Consider the following 17341-nt stretch of genomic DNA (forward strand, 5'->3'; position numbering starts at 1 on the left):
CACCTCTACCTGAACTTATTTTTATGATGACAGTGACGCCCCCGCCAGGCGGGAGCGTGAAGGGTTAAAACCAGGTTTCCATCTGTACCCCAAAGTTCCATTCCCCACCTGCGTTGAAGCCGCTGCTGCCAAAGGCATCATCGCTGGCGTAGTTATCCAGTTTGCTGCTCCAGTCCATCCATGTGGCGTACAACCGTAATTCCGGACGACTGAAGAAATCGCCGATCTTGCCCGCTTTTAACGTCGGGGCAAACGTCAGTTTGTAGAAGCTCCCGTTCACCGCGTTGCGGTCCTTGTAGCCTTCCGGATTCAGATCCATGTATTGATAGCTACCCTCAAAGGCAAGGGCAAAGTTCTGCGTCACTTCCTTAATCAACCGCGTATTGAGGGTGACCCACTCGTAGCTGTCGCCTTTGACATAACGATCTTTGCTGCTCTGCGCCAGCAGCGCAGGCGCGATATGCCAGCCGCCGCCGAGTGGCGTGACACCGTAACTGGCGAAGCGCCAGGTATCGGCTTCTGACAGCAATGCACCGTCGGAACCGATGCTTTTCACTTCTGCGCCCAGACCGTGACCGTACAGTAATGCCGTTTTGGCAGAACCTTCACGCAGGCCGTAGAAGCTGTCGTTGTGCAAGCCCACCAGCGCATGGACGCCGTTGTTAGCGGCATCGGTTTTGATCGCATCGCCGTTGGCATCCTGACGGTCTTCGTTGTCCTTTGCGCGCATGCCGCTCACCATCACCTGCAGTGGACCGGCAAAGTGATTCATGCTCAAAATGTAGTTTTGAACGTTGTTGTCGATCTCCTCTTCGCTGCCGAAGTTGCGCCCGTAAATAGCGAAATTGCTGCGGAAATCGTCGTCCCATTTCACGTCATAGACCCCGCCCCCGGTCCCGGCCAGGAACACAACATCAGAATCGAGCCAGTGGATATCGAAGTTGTCACGGTCGAAACGCTTACCGGCCCAGAAGGTGCTGCTCTTCAGCGGTCCGCTAAAATCGGGCAAGCTGCCCAACTCTGCAAACGCCTGGCGAATATTCAGGTCGCTGGAGTCTGCTGACCAGTCGTTATAGGTTTTTTGACCATCGGCGAGCATCGCCTTAAAGCGTGTTGTCGCCCCATTTTCCAGCGTCTGTTTATGTTCCACGTTCAGCTCAACGTAGGTGTCTGCCTCATTGCCGAGACGCCCTACCGCGCCGCCCGTTTCACCTGCGGGTGTCAAATACGGGCCGCTTTTACTGCTGGATGCCGCGTCGTTCATCAACAGTCCTGAGCGAGCATAACCGTGAAATTCGAATCCGCTGGCCTGGTCTGATTTTTTCTCTAACGCTGCGGTGCGCTGTGCAACGTCCTGCGTGCGGGTTTGTGTTTGCAGCTGTTCCGTGACCAGCTGCTGTGTTTTTTGTTCTGCAGCGGTGGCGCGTTTTTCAGCAGCCGTTGCACGCCCTTCGGCCTCCTGCAGGCGTTGTTCAAGCGCGGCAAGACGCTGCTCGATACTGTTCATATCTGTCTGCGCATAGACAGAGGCACTTCCGGCCAGCATGCCAATCATCACGGCAAGTCTGCGTTTCTTATACATTTTGTCGCATCCCTAAAAGAGGTTATTGAAAGTTGCTAAATTGCTAAACCGGTTTAGTTCGCAGATACTAAACCGCTCAATTTTGCCAGGGCAACCTATTTTGCTAAACCGTTTTAGTAAATGTGACCCGGACGACAAATCAGACCCCGAGGCAGCGTCCGGAGTACCTGGTTAATCAAGATCGCGCCGATAAGGTAGTGCAGTCATCGCCCCTTTGGCGGTCGTCGCGAGTGCACCACAACGCTGCGCCAGTGCGATGATAGCCGCAAAATCTGAGGCGCCACTCGCCAGGCCATACAGCATCCCGGCAACAAAGGCATCGCCCGCGCCGGTGGTATCCACACTCTTTACCACCGGTGCGCCGTAGGCAGTTAACTGCCCGTTGTGCCAGACAACAACGCCCTCTTTGCCCAATGTCACCAGCACCATTGGCAGCGCATAGTGATCCACTAAGTGCCTCAGACCTTGTTCGACAGCGTGGTGACCGGTGAGAAACGCTAGCTCCTCTCGCGACAGCTTGACCATGTCAGCTTTGCGTAGCGCCTGAGAGAGGCAATCCCGTAAAACAACGGCATCCTGCCAGAGATCGGCGCGGATATTGGGGTCGAAACTGACGGAACCACCCACCTTTTTAACGGCATCCATTGCCTGAAAGGTGGTGGTTCGACTCGGTTCGGCGCTTAGCGCAATGGAGCAGGTGTGCAGCCACTCCCCCTGATGGAAAGCCGGTAAATCCTGCGGCTGCAGGAACAGGTCGGCACTGGGGCGGACCATAAAGGTGAACGCGCGTTCGCCGTCGGATTGCAGCTCGACAACCACCGTCGAGGTGCGTTGCTGCGCATCGACAGACAGAGACTGCACATCCACCCTCTCGTCGATCAGCGTCTGGCGCATAAAGCGGCCAAAGGGATCGTCTCCTACCCGACCTATAAAGCCGCTCTCGCCGCCTAAACGCGCAACGCCGACCGCCACGTTGGCAGGTGCTCCGCCCGGGCATTGCAGTAAACGCCCTTTGCCATCAGGCAACAAATCGACAACGGCATCGCCCAGGACCCATATTTTGTTCATTTTTACCTCTAGCTAAATTAATTAAACCGGTTTAGCTATTTAAGCACAACATCTGAAATCGGGGAATAGTGGCTTGACCGCGATGAGGAAGCGTTATGGGAACGCGCCAGAAATGGCAGAGATGTCTGTATCGTTACATGATCCCTTGCTCGCTGCGCGCAGCGTGGCGCGTCGCGTGACTCACCGTTCCCCGGTCGATAACCTTCCCCTGCAGCAGCACGTTATAAACCGGAGCCTGCGGGCGACTCAGTCGCATCTGGAGTAAATGCACCGCTTCAAAGCCCAAGTCCCGGCAGGGAACCGTGACGCCCGTTATCGGCTGCGTAGACGGATGCTGTAAATTCCACGCGACGTCGGTGGTGATAATAGAGATATCGCCCGGAATACTCAGCCCGTAACGCTGCAGTACGTTTATCACCCCCCCTGTCATCCCCACGCTGTTGGTGAAAATCACGTCGGGCCAGGCGTCGCGATCGTGACTGGAAAGCCATTCATCGAGTGAATGCTCTGCCTCTTCTGCCGTGAAGCCTTCGGTTACCAGTAAATCGCGCTGCGGTTCAAAAGGCACATGAAACAGACGATAAGCCTCTTTGATGCCCTCAAGACGCGTAACCAGCGTTTGCCGGCGTAAACAGGTGACCGTCAAAACACGGCGATGCCCGGTTTCAAAAATATGCCGCAGCGCCGTAAAACCAATAGCGTGATGATCGGGCGAAACCGCATCCAGCGCCATCTCGCGATCGAGAGAATTGATTAACACGCAGGGTTTATTCAGCGTACTGGCGAGTTTCAGGATGGTGACGTCGTCAATGCCAATCAGGATGACCGCGTCCGTCTCTTTATGCCCGGCTTTGCTCAAAAACTTTTGCAGATCGGCGCGTTGTTCTTCCAGTCCATGATAGCTAATACGCACGCTATGGGAGGCACAGGCTTCAGAAATACCCTTGGTCACTTCGAGATAAAAAATATCCCCCCGCCCTTGAAAGGTTCTTTCCGGCGCAAACACCGCAATGCGGTTAATTAATAGCCGCCCGCTGACGATTGAATCGAGTACACCCAATTCCAGCGCCTGACGAACAATGGCCTCGCGGGCCTGATCGCTGACGTAGGATTTCCCGCTTAACACCCGAGAAACGGTACTGATGGAATAACCTGTCAGTGATGCGATTTCCTTCATTTTGAGCCTGTCTGACATAATGTGACCTCATTCACATTCATTTCTTGCAAAAAATTGCAACGTAACCATCTGATTTTAAACTGTAAAAACAAGTATTATTGATTCTACACGGCGTGCTGGAATTCTAACCATAAAATAATCTTGCCGCCGCGATGCACCCTCCATATTTTCAAGTCACCCCTCTTTTATGGGCTTAAAATTTGAACGTAAGGTGCGAGATGAAAAATGTACGCTTTGGCATTATTGGTGTAGGTAATATTGGAACCGTCCATGTGCGTTATCTTCTGTCGGGCATCGTAAAGGATGCCACGCTGACGGCCGTTTGCGATAACGCGCCCGAAAAGCACCCGGCCATACGCCACCTGGTGGGTGAATCCATTCCCCTGTTTAGTGATGCGCAGGATATGCTCCAGAGCGGGCTAATTGATGCGGTAATTGTCGCCACTCCCCATTACGAACACCCTCGCCTGTCTGTGCTGGCGATGCGTCATGGCATCCATACCCTGTGTGAAAAACCGGCGGGCGTATATACCGCTCAGGTCCGGGAGATGAACGCCTGCGCGCAGGAGTGCGAGGTGGTGTTCGGGATAATGTATAACCAGCGCCCCAACCCGCTGTACCGCAAGGTGAAAGATCTTATTGATAGCGGCGAACTGGGGGCCATCCGTCGCTCCAGCTGGATAATCACCAACTGGTATCGCTCCCAGAGCTACTACAACTCGGGCGGATGGCGCGCCACCTGGAAAGGTGAAGGTGGCGGTGTGCTGCTCAATCAGGATCCGCATCAGCTCGACCTGTGGCAGTGGCTGGTCGGGATGCCGGTTCGCCTGCGAGCGTTCTGCCAGTTTGGTAAGCATCGCGACATTGAAGTGGAGGACGAGGTTACCGCCTATGCGGAGTACGCCAACGGTGCCACCGGCGTGTTTATCACGACCGTAGCCGAAACGCCGGGCACCAACCGGCTGGAAATCACCGGCGATCGGGGCAAAGTGGTCGTCGAGGAGGGGAAACTGCGCTACTGGCGGCTGCGCGAGTCCGAAACGGCGTTTAATGCCCGCTGGCAGGATGGCTTTGGCGAGCCCGAATGCTGGGAGGTCACCCTCCCCGTAGCGCCGGAATGCAGCGAGCATCACGTCATTACCGCCAACTTCTGCGCCGCTATCCTGCGCGGTGAACCGCTGATTGCGCCAGGACAGGACGGTATTCACGGGCTGACGCTCTCCAATGCGATGCACCTTTCCAGTTGGACGGACGACTGGGTCGACTTGCCGCTCGATGAATCACTGTATTTATCCCTGCTGCAGCAACGTATTGCGACGTCAGCGGATAAAGCCGCCACCAGTCGCACCTTAGATGCGTCAGGCACCTGGTGACTCCCGGAGATCCAACGATGTTAACTATCGCGATTGTGGGAACAGGCAATATCTCGCATAACCATATTCAGGCTTACTTACAGTTTGGTCAGCGCTGCCGGATTGTTGCCCTGGTGGATATCTACCCGGAAAAGGCCCACGAGAAAAAAGCGCGCTACGGCCTGACCGATGCCCGCGTTTACGCCAGTCACCAGCAGATGCTGGCGAATGAACACGACATTGATATTGTCGATGTTTGTACTCCTCCCTACGTGCACGCGGAGATCAGCATTGATGCCCTGCATGCCGGTTGCCATGTGTTATGCGAAAAGCCAATGTCCGCCTCGCTGGAAGAGTGTGATGCGATGATCGCCGCCCAGCAGGCGAGCGGAAAAACGCTGTCGATTATTGCGCAAAACCGCTTCACCGATGCCTTCTGGCGCTTGAAAGCGGCGCTGGACTCAGGGCTGGCGGGCAAGGTTTGCCATGCGCAGGTGGATTCCTTCTGGTGGCGGGGTCATAGCTACTACGACCTGTGGTGGCGTGGCACCTGGGAAAAAGAGGGCGGCGGCTGCACGCTTAACCACGCGGTACATCACATCGACGCTATCCAGTGGCTACTCGGATTCCCGAGTGAAGTGGTGGCAATGGTAAGCAACGTCGCGCACGACAACGCAGAAGTCGAAGATCTCAGCGCCGCTATTTTCAAATACGCCGACGGTGCCCTTACGCAACTCACCGCCTCAGTGGTACATCATGGCGAAGATCAGAAAATCATTATTCAGGGCGAAAAAGCGCGCATCTCCGCGCCGTGGCAGACCTTTGCCAGCGTCAGCGCGGATAACGGCTTCCCACAGTCAACGAACGATACCCGGCGTGAAGCCGAGATTAACGCCATCTTTCAGCAGACGCCGATGCTCGAGTGGACGCTGCACGCCGGGCAAATCCACGACCTGCTGCAGAGCATTGACAACGCCCGCGCCCCGCTGGTCGACGGTGTGCAGGGCAAACGTGCCCTGGAGCTGATTACCGCCATTTATAAATCAGCCATAACCGGTGCTGTTGTTGCGCTGCCGATCCATCCTGACGATCCGTTTTACCGTACCGGCGGGACAAGCGCCCTCGCCCCCCGTTTTTATGAAAAATCCGCCAGCGTGGCGAACTTCAGCGAAGTGGGTGCCATCTCGCTGGGCAAAAATCTGGACCAGGGAATCTGAACATGAACAAACAAGACGGAATGAATTACGCCCCGGTGGGCAAACCCGAACCGGTCGTTCAGGAGGGAGAATTCGTTTTTGCTGCCGCCGCGCTCGATCACGGCCATATCTACGGGATGTGTAACGGGCTGATTGAAGCGGGCGCAACGTTGAAATGGGTCTACGACCCGGATCCGGCAAAAGTTGATAACTTTAAGCGGCACTATCCGCAGGCCAGAATTGCCGATTCGCTGGAGACGATCCTCGCCGACGATACGGTGCGTCTGGTGGCGGGTGCCGCTATCCCGTCCGAGCGCTGTGCGCTGGGGCTCAAATCGATGGCCGCCGGTAAGGACTATTTCACCGACAAAGCGCCGCTCACCAGCCTTGAACAGCTGGCGGATGCCAAAGCGATGGTCGAAAAAACCGGTAAGAAATACGCGGTCTACTACAGCGAGCGCCTGCACGTTGAGAGCGCGGTCTTCGCCGGACAGCTGGTGCAGCAAGGGGCCATTGGCCAGGTGGTGCAGACGCTGGGCACCGGCCCGCACCGGGAGGGACAAGGCCGCCCGGCGTGGTTCTACGATCGTCGCTACTTTGGCGGGATCCTGTGCGATATCGGCAGCCATCAGATCGAGCAGTTCCTGTTTTATACCGGCAACAGCGAGGCCACCGTGGTAGCCAGTCAGGTACGCAACGTTAATCACCCACAATATCCGGCGTTTGAAGATTTTGGCGATGCGATGCTAAAAGGCGTAAACGGTGCCAGCGGCTATTTCCGCTGCGACTGGTTCACCCCTGACGGGCTGAGCAGCTGGGGAGATGGCCGTCTGACGCTGCTGGGCACCGAGGGTTACATTGAGATCCGCAAATACGTCGATATCACCCGTGGCGAACAGGATGTGGTCTATCTGGTTAATAAAGAGGGTGAATTCCGCTATCCGGTGGCCGGTCAGGTTGGGTTCCCCTACTTTGGTGCCCTGATCCTCGACTGCCTGCATCGTAGTGAAAACGCGATGACCCAGGCGCACGCCTTCAAAGCGGCAGAACTGTGCATCAAAGCGCAGATGCTGGCGAATGCGGCTGGCTAACGGGGGCCCCTATGACAATCAATACCGCAATTATCGGGGCCGGAGCCATTCACGGCTGTCATGTGAACGCCCTTCGCCTGTTGCCCAATGTGACACTGCGCGCCCTGGTGGACATCGACATTGCCAAAGGCCAGGCGCTGGCAGACAACTACCGGTGCCACCTTTATCAGGACTACCGGGAGATGCTGCGGGATGAGGCCATCGACGTAGTCCACATCTGCACTCCCCATTTTGAGCACAAGAACATGATCCTGGCAGCGCTGGCTGCCGGAAAGCACGTGTTCTGCGAAAAGCCTGTGGGCCTGAATGCCAGTGAACTTACCGATATTTGCCAGGCCGTCGAGCGGGCGCCGGGAATGCTGGGCGTGTGCTATCAAAACCGCTACAACCCCACCAGCCTGCGTATTCGTCGGGAGGTGGCCGACAGCGGGCTGGGCAAGATGCTCAGCATCCGGGCGGTACTGACCTGGTCCCGTTCTGGCGCGTACTATACGCAAAGCCCGTGGCGCGGGCGGCTGGCGACCGAGGGTGGCAGCCTGCTGATCAACCAGGCAATCCACACCCTCGATCTGATGCAGTGGTTTGCAGGAGGCGTCACGCGCCTGAAAGGCGTGGTGGATAGCGGCGAGCTGGCCGACGTGACCGAAGGCGAAGACAGTGCCATGGCCACCCTGCACTTCGCCAACGGCGCCCGCGGTCTGTTTTATGCCAGCAACTGCCACACCACGGACTCACCGCTGTTGCTGGAGATCCACTTCGAACGTGGCACATTGCGGCTGAACGACAACCGGCTCTGGCGCATCACGGCAGACCAGCAAACCGAACTGGTCAGCGATGCCTCGCCCAACGGCAGCAGCAAAAGCTACTGGGGTCAGGGCCACCAGCAGGCAATCCACCATTTTTATCAGGCAGTAAGTACGCGCGCTAAATATGCCATCGATATCAATGAAGCCAGTAAGTCATTATCTATCATTGACGCTATTTATCGTTCTTCCCAGACCAGACAATGGCTGAATATTATTGATTAAAGCACGTCTCTGTTACGACAACCGTTAAATAATCTATTTGACTATGGAATAGTCATTTTGGGGGTATTATGGTCAAGCCGACTGAGCGCCGGGTAAGCTACGGCGTCGCACTGGGTTATGGTATAACCGATCTGTTTGGTGGCGGTGCCTTTGCCATTATTGGCACCTGGTTATTATTCTTTTACACCACCTATTGTGGCCTGACAATTCTCGAGGCCGGATCGATATTTGCTATTGCCCGCGTAATAGATGCATTACTCAGCCCTGTTATGGGTTATATTACCGATAATTTTGGCAATACCTGGTTAGGGAGAAAATTTGGTCGCCGTCGTTTCTTTTTATTACTCAGTTCACCCTTAATGTTCCTGTACGCCCTGCTGTGGATAACGGATATGGGGTACTGGTATTATCTCGGCACGTACCTGTCTATCGAACTGCTGTCAGCGATGGTGCTGGTGCCGTGGGAGACGCTGGCGGCAGAGATGACTAATCGCTACGAAGAGCGCAGCCGCCTTTCGGGCGTGCGGATGATCTGCTCCCAGTTGGGGGGTTTCCTCGCCGTGTCGGTTCCCGGCGTTATTATGCAGTTCACCGGCAAGGATAATTCCTTTACCTATACTCTGACGGGAATAATATTTTCCTGCGTGTTTTGCCTGGCCGTATTTATCACCTGGTACTGCACCTGGGAGGCCAAAGATGTTCCTCAGGAATCGGATTTCAAAGTCGATAGCCAACGCAGCGGCGGGATATTTAATCACCTGAAATACCTTATTCTGGATCTGTTATCGTCATTTCGCATCAGGGCATTTCGTTTACATATTATTATCTATATATTCTCGTTTACCGCGATGGACGTATTTGGTTCTGTTTTTACCTTTTACGTTGTTTATTGCCTGCAGGGCAATACCGCGATGGTATCAGGTTGGTTAAGTATTGCCGCCTTTGCCTCGGTCCCAGGAACGTACGGTTTTATGTTGCTTTTAAACCGTTTAAATATCACCCCTTCCGCGGCATTACGCCTCTCGTACGGCTGTATATTTTGCGTGCTGGCGTTTCTGTTCACGGTCTACATTACGCATATTCAGGTTCCCACCCTGCTGTTTTCTGCCGTGTTTATCCTGCTGGGTGCCGCGCGGTCTGGCCTGTATTACATCCCGTGGAATATCTACAGCTTTATTCCCGATATCGACGAGATGGTCACTCAGCAGCGCCGCGAGGGGATCTTTGCTGGGGTGATGGTGCTCACGCGTAAGAGCACGGTGGCGATTGCCATCATGATAATCGGGCTGGTGCTCGAAGAGGCAGGCTTTGTGAAAGGGAGCAGCGCGCAACCTGAACAGGCGATGCAGGCCATTATTGGGCTGATGATCTTTGCCACGGCGGTTCTGCTGGCCGTCAGTTTCTTTGCCACATACAAATTCACCCTGACCCGGGAAACACACAAACTGCTGCTGAAAGAGATCGCCCGCCGCAAGCTCGGGGGTGACTATCGTGACTGCGATGACAACACTCGGGTGGTGATCAAGCAGCTGACCGGTTATGAATACGATCAGGTCTGGGGAGGTAACGCCACGGTCGAACGTGACATTGATCTCTCACCAATCAAATAGGCTGAAGCCAGGCTGTTTTCCACATCATAAGGAATGCGGCGACATCATCGTCGCCGCATTGACGCCCTTACTTATCGATGCCAAAACCTTGTTTGACGATCGCCGGTAACACATCCGGGAAGTAAATGTGCTGATAGTAACCGCTAACGCTGGCACTCCAGGTTTCCCCGTCGTTGCGACCGATGGCCTGCCAGTGATCGGTCATTTGCTGGTTATAGCGCGCAATCTTCGTTTCCAGCCCGGCAGTCTTGTAGGTCTCATCGTGACGGAACGTCTCCAGCGGCAGACGCGGTTTCGGATGGGACGGCACATCAACATGGCCAATCACCACTCCGGCAACCGGGAAGGTATGTTCGGGCAGCTCGAGCAGATCAATCAGCGCCTCGGGATGCAGACGAATCCCGCCAATCGGCACAATACCCAGCCCTTCAGATCGCGCGGCGGCCATCACCGAGCCCAGCGCAATCCCCACGTCCGTTGAGCCTGCAACAATACTCTCAATGCTCTTATGCGCCTGCTGCTCATTACCGGCAAGCGTCATCCCGAGCCTGGTTTTATGCATATCCAGCACGAAGGTAATAAAGACCGGTGCTTTGGCAATCCAGGGCTGGCCGCCGGCAATCTGCGAAATCTTCGCCCGCATCTGCGCATCGCGCGTGACCACAACAGAAACCTGCTGGGAATGCACCGATGTCGGAGCCCGATACGCGGTGCTGATAATCCGTTCCAGCGTGGCGTCATCAACAGGCTGTTCGGTAAAGCTGCGCTCGCTTTTATGCTCGTTAAACAAATCAATAATGGTGTTCATATACTCTCCTGGATCGAACGCAAAAGCCTAACAGCCTGCCGTACATTGTTATTTATCACTCTATGCGATCAGCGAAGGCGAGCCCCCCTTCGGAGCTGTCCGGGTTCTGGCCGGTGATCCGCCCAGGCAGAGACATCAACCTGAGATAGAATTAAAGCACCCATAAAAAAGGTGCCGTCTTGTGAACACAATCACCGCTCAACTCAAGCAATGGCTCCGTCACGGGCTTGCGACGACGCGCAAGGACATGTTCGCGATTCAGGTGATCGTTGCGCTGCTGCTGTCGGTGCTGTGCTCCGATCTCCTGGGGCTAGATTACCCCGGCTGGGCGGCATTGAGCAGCTTTGCGGTCATGAACACCGCCATTAAGGCATCGGCGCTGCGGGCTTGTCACCGGGTCGCCGGGACGTTGGTCGGCGGCGGTCTGGCTCTGCTGGTCGCCCCGTACCTCAGCCAGAACCCGGCTTTTCTGGTGGTGTTTTGTGCCGTTATCGGTGGGATCGCCGTCTGGCGGGCCGGGGTTTCTCCCTGGTCCTATTCCTGGGTGCTGGGCGGAGTAACGGCCATGATGGTGATGGCGGAGGCGCAGAAGACAAGCGATATTCGGCCGCTTTTCAGCTTCACATTTAGCCGTATCGAAGAAGTGGTGCTGGGTTGCACGATCTGCGTGTTGGTCACGATCCTGTTTTATCCTTTGAACCGTGGCTCGCTGCATCCGCATCAACCTGAAAACCAGCCTAAGCCGACCTCACGATTGCTGCTGCCCCTGCAGGCCGCTGTCGCCCTGCTGCTGGTGACCCCGATACTGCTTGTTTTCCAGATGACCGGTTTCTGGCAGGCGATGGTGTCAGTGCTGGCGCTGTTTGTACTGCCGCCCTCTGCGCAGCCGGTCCAGGTACAGATTAATCAGCGCATGCAGCAGCGCTTTGCGGGCTGCCTGGCCGCGACGCTGCTGAGTTTGCTGCTATTGCCGTTGCTGCACCACTCCGCTGTTTTTTACCTCATCACGCTGATTGCTGGCGTGTGGCTGGGGTGTCACCTGCAACAGGGCAAACCGTCATTCAGCTATTTTGGCCGTCAGTTTACCGTGGCGTGGATTATTGTTTTTATCCAGGACACCTTATGGCTTACCGAACCGGTTCAGGCGGTGATGCGCTGCGCCAGCATCCTGATGGCGATTGTGATCATCGCCCTGGTGATGCTGGTGTTTCGATCGCTAAACATCCCTGCCTGAGGTTGCTGACTGCCAGTAAAGCGGCGAGCCAAACGCCTCGACATAATAGTCAATCAGCGCCCTGACGTTCAGCGGCGGGTGCCGCGCGTGGGGATAAATCGCCGCAATATTCTGTGGTTCCGTCTTAATGCCGGTCTGCATCTCCGGCAGCAACGCCACCAGCTCGCCGCGCTGAAGCCTGTCACCGATCAGCCAGTCAGGGAACAGAACAATCCCCATCCCACCGAGGGCGGCTATCAGCAGCGTTTCCGCATTGTTCGAGGACATCAGCGGCGTGATGGGATAATGGATCCACTCCCCGCCCGGCGGGCGCAGCAGCCAGCGATTCGGCCCGGACGATCCGCGATAGACCAGGCATTTGTGGCGACTGAGATCGTCCGGGCTATTAAGCTGACCTTGTTTACGCAGATACGCCGGTGAAGCCGCAAGATGGTAATACTGCTGACCAAAAATGCGCGCGTGGAAGGAGGAATCGGTCAGCGCACCAATGCGAAAAATTACGTCAGCGGCATCACGATGGGGATCGATGTAATCGTCGGTCAGCGTCAGCTCGATGTTGAGCCGGGGGTAACGATCCGTCAGTCCCGGCAGGCCTGGGGCAACGTGTCGCTGGCCGAAAAACACCGGGGCATTGATGCGGATCAGACCAGACGGTTCCTGCGACCGCTCATCCAGCTCCCGGCGGGCATCCTCAAGCTGACCGGCCATCGCCCGGGCATAGGGGATAAAAAGATGCCCGCTTTCGGTCGGGATAACGGCCCGGGTATTGCGGTAGAAAAGCTGCTGTCCTAGCGCATCCTCTAGCTGGTGAATAACGCGAGACACCTGCGAGGCGGAGATCCCCTCCCGGCGCGCCACCATGGAAAAATTCTGCGTTTCATACACGTTAATAAAAATGCGCAGCGCGTGAATGCTGATGTTGCCGGCGTCGTACATTGATGCAAATCCTGCACAGGTGTTTATCGCATTATGGCATTTTTCTCAACGCTGAACAGGGGTAGTCTTCTGCGCCTGAATAACGAGAGACGGTGTGCTATGCATTTTATATTGATTTTATTGGTTATCGCCGGGGGCATGGGACTGTCCGTCGAGGCTGGCCTGCTGGGTCCATTGGGCGGGCAAGTGGGTGACCTCTGGGCGACGTTCAGCGTGTTTGGCGTCGGTGCCGCGCTGACGTTTCTGCTGATGCTGTTTTTCAGCCCCCGCAACAGCCCGTCCTTTTTCTCACAGCCCTCATGGCAGCTGCTGGGCGGCGTGCTCGGCCCGATTTACGTCATTATTTTGACTGTCGCCACCCCTGCAATCGGCATCGCCATGACCATGATTGGCATCCTTGCGGGTCAGGTGAGTAAAAGTCTGATCATCGATCACTTTGGCCTGCTCGGGACGCCCCAGCGGAAAATTGACCACAAACGCATCATTGCCCTGATTTTCATCATTGCGGCGCTGGTGCTGGTTGCACAGGGGTAAGGTAACACGATGATAATTATTATGATTATGCTGGCGGTGATTGGCGGCGCAATGCTGAGCATTCAGGCCGCCATCAACGGACAGCTTGGCAGCAAAGTGGGCGTGTTTAAGAGTGCGTTTCTGACGTTTTCGGTCGGGGCACTGATTACCGCTCTGCTCATCGTCTTCTTTGAGCCACCCCACGCGGTCAGCCTGATGGATGTCCCTAAATGGCAGTTGCTGGGGGCGATGTTTGGCGTGCCCTATATCGTTATTATGGTGCTTGCCGTGCAGCGCATTGGGGCGGCAGTTGCCACGGTGGCGGTGATCTTCGGCCAGCTGACCATGAGCATGTTGATCGATAACTTTGGCTGGCTCGGTAATCCGGCCATCCCGTTTTCGCTGAGCCGCCTGGGCGCCGTCGTCTGCCTGGGGATTGCGCTGTGTTTTATCTACTTAAGCAGTAAACCCTGCGCGGCACCTCAAGCTGCGGTAAACAAGTAACAGTGACAGGCCGGGGACTGATGCTCCGGCCTGTTTGGTTTAAGGCAACGGGTCTACTCTAAAAATTGGTAGGTAAATGAGAGTTGCAATCATTTGCAAATGAAACTACTTATCATTATCATTTTCTTTACGTAAGCAACTGTAAAGAAAATTATACTTATGACCTCTACGTTAAAAAATAAAACCCTCTGTGCACTGGCCATTTCGCTGGCCTTCCACGCTGGCACCGTGCTGGCTAAAGACTTCTCCGAGACGGATTTCCACTCCCAGCCGCTGGGGCACAACGTGTATGAACTGGCCTATGATAACGCCCAGAAATCACTGTATGCCGCCTCTGCGCCCTCTTTTGATAAAGACAAAACGGCCGGATTAGTCTTCCTGCTGGGGGCTGATTCGCTGCAGATTGATAAGAAAATCGCCACTCAGCGCCGCACGTTTGCCGTCGCGCTGGATGAAGCAAACCATATTCTCTATCTGGGCAATGCGCTGGAAGGCTCCGTTACCCTGCTCGATACCCGCACCAACAAAGAGATCAAAACCATTCAGTTGAGCGACGATTCCGATCCGAATAAAAAAGCCCACGTCCGCGAAGTGGTGCTGGATAAAAAGCATCAGCGTCTGTATGTGTCCGGGATTGGCCGCAAGGATAGAGGCCTGCTGTGGGTGGTTGATACCCAGAAGCAGCAGCTTGCTGAAACCCTCGAAAAGCTCGAACCGGTTGGCTTTGCGGTCGATACCGCGGGCGATAAAGTCTACGTCGTCAACGGGAATGGCGAGCTGATCACCCTTGATGGCAAAAACGCAAAATTGCTGGCGCGCGTGAAGGTTGACCCTGCCGAGCCGAAGCATTACTTCCTGAATATTGCCCTGAACACCGCCAAAGGCGTGGGCTATATCGCTGACACCAACACCCGCGATGTGCTGGTGGTGCAGCTGGACTCCGGCAAACTCCTTCAGCGCATCCCGAGCCCGAATTCCGTGGCGGTGCTGTATAACGCCGCGCGTGAAGAGGTGTATGTCACGCACCGCAACGATCGTCAGATAAGCGTGATCGACGCGAACAGCAATACCCTGAAGCACACCATCAAAACCGCTGCAATGCCAAACAGCCTGGCGCTCTCCGCTGATGCCCGCACGCTTTATGCCAGCGTCAAGCAGGACGAAAAAGACAACAAGGCTGACTACGTTCTCAAGATTGATTTAACCAAACTTTAAGGGATTTTTTTGTGATAACTCAGACACGCATGGCCGTGGCGATTTCGCTCGCCCTGGCTAACCTCCCTGCGGCCGTTTTTGCTGCCGATACCGCACCGGTCAACGAAGATGAACTGGTGGTGACCGCCACCGGGTTTAGCCAGGAACGCCGCGAAGCGCCCGCGACCATCTCCGTGGTCAGCGAAAAGGAGCTCAATACCCGTTCCAATCAGAACGTGACCGAAGCGCTGCGCGAAATACCCGGCGTGCTGGTCGGCAACGGTCACGGCAGCCTGGCATCCGGTGATGTGCAGATGCGCGGTATGGACTCGTCTTATACCTCTTATATGGTCAACGGTATCAAGCAGGCGACCCGTGAATCTCGCCCATACGGGCACCATATCGGCACCGAAGCGGCCTTTATGCCGCCCATGGCCGCGATTGAACGCGTCGAAGTGATCCGCGGGCCGATGTCCTCGCTGTACGGCTCGGACTCCATCGGGGGCGTGGTTAACGTCATCACCAAAAAAGCCTATAACCTGGAGAAATGGACCGGGGTACTGGAAGATAACTACTTCCTGCAGGAAAAAAGCGAATTCGGTAACACCAACCAGACCAATGCCTTCCTGATGGGCCCGATTATTCCGGGCAAGCTCGGGGTGAGCGTGGCTGCCGACTATCTGGATCGCCGTGATGATGACAGCGAGAAAGACGAACGTTTTGTTAAGCATCAGTCCGGCAACCTGGACGCGACCATCTCCATGTCCCCGACCGATACCCAGCTCTGGGATCTGAATGCCTCGAAGGGCAATCAGGAGAAAACGCACAACGATAAGCAGTGGTACTGGGGCTTCGATCGTGATGCGGCGTCACTGTCGCAGCACGCCTGGTATGGCGATGTGCTGGAAGTGAAAAACTTCATCAGCTACGAAAAAGCCAAAACTGAATATCGTGTACCGGGGATGGACTCGCAGTTTATTACCCAGAAGAACTACGAAGCCAACAGCGCCAACACCTTCACCCTCGGCGATCATAAGCTGACGCTGGGCGTGAACTTTACGCGTAACGAACTGGATGACGAATTCGGTATCAAGGACAAAGAAGCGCCGGGTGTAACGCCGGTCAGTGAAATCTCGCGTAACGGCTGGGCGGTATTTGCCGAAGATGCGTGGATGATTGTGCCTGACTTCACCCTGACCACCTCCGCGCGTCTGGATCACGACAGCTACTTTGGTTACCACGTCACGCCGAAGCTCTACGGCAACTGGACAATCGATGAAAGCTGGGCGCTGAAAGGCGGCGTCTCAGCCGGGTATAAAAAACCGGACTTGCGTCAGAACAACGCAGGCTTTACCAGCGTGTATGGCGCCTATCCGTATTCCGAAATCGGCATCGGTAATGACGACCTCAAACCGGAGCAAAGCGTCAACACCGAGGTGGGCGTGTACTGGCAGCAGGACGCGCTGGCGCTGGATGCCACGGTCTTCTACACCAAATTCAAAGACAAAATCAGCGATCACACCATCTGTACTGCCACAGATACCCAACAGTGTACGTACAACGGCTATGTTGCTGACACCGTCTCCCAGTACTACAACGTCAGCGATGCGGAAATCTACGGTCTCGAGCTGAACGGTGACTGGCAGGTAACCCCTTCCCTGAAGGCTAATGCCAACTACACCTACACCCACAGCGAACAGAAGAGCGGCCCATACAAAGGCGATGCCCTGACGGACTTCCCGACCAGCATGGCGAACGTTTCTCTGACCTGGAACGCGATGAACGACCTGGAGCTGTGGACCAAATCCAGCTGGCGCAGCACTTCTCCGGACATCGGCAAATCCAGCGAAACCGATGCCTATGCCCTGGTTGACGTGGGTGCGCGTTATCATCTGAACAAGAACACCACCCTGATGGGCGGCGTATACAACCTGTTCGATGCTAACCCGATCTACACCACTTCCTATAACCAGTCGTCGATGCTGGAAGGCCGCCGCTACAACTTCGGTGCCCGTATCGAGTTCTGATCCCTTTACCGGAGCCTACTG

General features: G+C 55.5%; 15 protein-coding genes. 10 read left to right on the top strand and 5 right to left on the bottom strand.

All coding sequences use genetic code 11. From position 1 onward, the window contains the following. Positions 1–64: 64 nt before the first annotated feature. The 3 genes from M8014_RS03235 to M8014_RS03245 all read right to left on the bottom strand — a co-directional run bounded on the left by M8014_RS03235 (position 65) and on the right by M8014_RS03245 (position 3845). The gene (locus M8014_RS03235; protein WP_271281105.1) at positions 65–1582 is read right to left on the bottom strand and encodes a carbohydrate porin; all 1518 of its coding nucleotides are present in this window, start codon (positions 1580–1582) and stop codon (positions 65–67) included. A 171-nt stretch (positions 1583–1753) separates the two neighbouring features. Then, entirely contained in the window at positions 1754–2650 is an 897-nt protein-coding gene (locus M8014_RS03240; protein ID WP_271281106.1) for an aminoimidazole riboside kinase, read from the bottom strand. A gap of 133 nt (positions 2651–2783) precedes the next feature. Continuing rightward, a complete protein-coding gene (locus M8014_RS03245) occupies positions 2784–3845 on the bottom strand; it encodes a LacI family DNA-binding transcriptional regulator (protein WP_271281107.1) in 1062 nt (353 codons plus the stop codon). Positions 3846–4045: 200 nt separating this feature from the next. Here M8014_RS03245 and M8014_RS03250 point away from each other — a divergent pair, with 200 nt between their 5' ends. The 5 genes from M8014_RS03250 (at position 4046) to M8014_RS03270 (ending at position 10104) form a co-directional block, all read left to right on the top strand. Beyond that, positions 4046–5200, top strand: a complete 1155-nt coding sequence (locus M8014_RS03250; protein ID WP_271281108.1) for a Gfo/Idh/MocA family protein — start codon at positions 4046–4048, stop codon at positions 5198–5200. Positions 5201–5217: 17 nt separating this feature from the next. Further along, entirely contained in the window at positions 5218–6396 is a 1179-nt protein-coding gene (locus tag M8014_RS03255) for a Gfo/Idh/MocA family protein (protein ID WP_271281109.1), read from the top strand. 2 nt (positions 6397–6398) lie between these two features. Beyond that, complete coding sequence (locus M8014_RS03260) at positions 6399–7466, top strand: Gfo/Idh/MocA family protein (protein WP_271281110.1); 1068 nt, start codon at positions 6399–6401, stop codon at positions 7464–7466. Positions 7467–7477: 11 nt separating this feature from the next. Continuing rightward, positions 7478–8494, top strand: coding sequence for a Gfo/Idh/MocA family protein (locus tag M8014_RS03265; protein ID WP_271281111.1), 1017 nt, complete (start codon positions 7478–7480; stop codon positions 8492–8494). Between the two features lie 68 nt (positions 8495–8562). Continuing rightward, positions 8563–10104, top strand: a complete 1542-nt coding sequence (locus tag M8014_RS03270) for an MFS transporter (RefSeq protein WP_271281112.1) — start codon at positions 8563–8565, stop codon at positions 10102–10104. Between the two features lie 67 nt (positions 10105–10171). Here M8014_RS03270 and M8014_RS03275 read toward each other — a convergent pair whose 3' ends face one another. Next, on the bottom strand, positions 10172–10912 hold the full coding sequence (locus M8014_RS03275) for a nitroreductase family protein (RefSeq protein WP_271281113.1): 741 nt from the start codon (positions 10910–10912) through the stop codon (positions 10172–10174). Positions 10913–11093: 181 nt separating this feature from the next. On the opposite strand from M8014_RS03275, the gene M8014_RS03280 reads away from it, so the two are divergent. Next, positions 11094–12146: an FUSC family protein gene (locus tag M8014_RS03280; protein WP_271281114.1), complete on the top strand. Its 1053-nt coding sequence runs from the start codon at positions 11094–11096 to the stop codon at positions 12144–12146. Here M8014_RS03280 and M8014_RS03285 read toward each other — a convergent pair. Further along, entirely contained in the window at positions 12129–13082 is a 954-nt protein-coding gene (locus tag M8014_RS03285; RefSeq protein ID WP_271281115.1) for a LysR family transcriptional regulator, read from the bottom strand. The two genes, M8014_RS03280 and M8014_RS03285, sit on opposite strands and share 18 nt — an antisense overlap. A gap of 99 nt (positions 13083–13181) precedes the next feature. On the opposite strand from M8014_RS03285, the gene M8014_RS03290 reads away from it, so the two are divergent. The 4 genes from M8014_RS03290 (at position 13182) to M8014_RS03305 (ending at position 17320) form a co-directional block, all read left to right on the top strand. Continuing rightward, the gene (locus M8014_RS03290) at positions 13182–13616 is read left to right on the top strand and encodes a DMT family transporter (protein WP_271281116.1); all 435 of its coding nucleotides are present in this window, start codon (positions 13182–13184) and stop codon (positions 13614–13616) included. A 9-nt stretch (positions 13617–13625) separates the two neighbouring features. After that, positions 13626–14099: a DMT family transporter gene (locus M8014_RS03295; protein ID WP_271281117.1), complete on the top strand. Its 474-nt coding sequence runs from the start codon at positions 13626–13628 to the stop codon at positions 14097–14099. Between the two features lie 159 nt (positions 14100–14258). Further along, positions 14259–15314, top strand: coding sequence for a 7-bladed beta-propeller protein YncE (yncE, locus tag M8014_RS03300; protein ID WP_271281118.1), 1056 nt, complete (start codon positions 14259–14261; stop codon positions 15312–15314). Positions 15315–15325: 11 nt separating this feature from the next. Continuing rightward, positions 15326–17320, top strand: a complete 1995-nt coding sequence (locus M8014_RS03305) for a TonB-dependent receptor domain-containing protein (RefSeq protein ID WP_271281119.1) — start codon at positions 15326–15328, stop codon at positions 17318–17320. The last annotated feature ends 21 nt before the right edge of the window (positions 17321–17341 follow it).

Source organism: Silvania hatchlandensis, assembly GCF_025564065.1.
Taxonomy (GTDB): Bacteria; Pseudomonadota; Gammaproteobacteria; order Enterobacterales; family Enterobacteriaceae; genus Enterobacter; species Enterobacter hatchlandensis.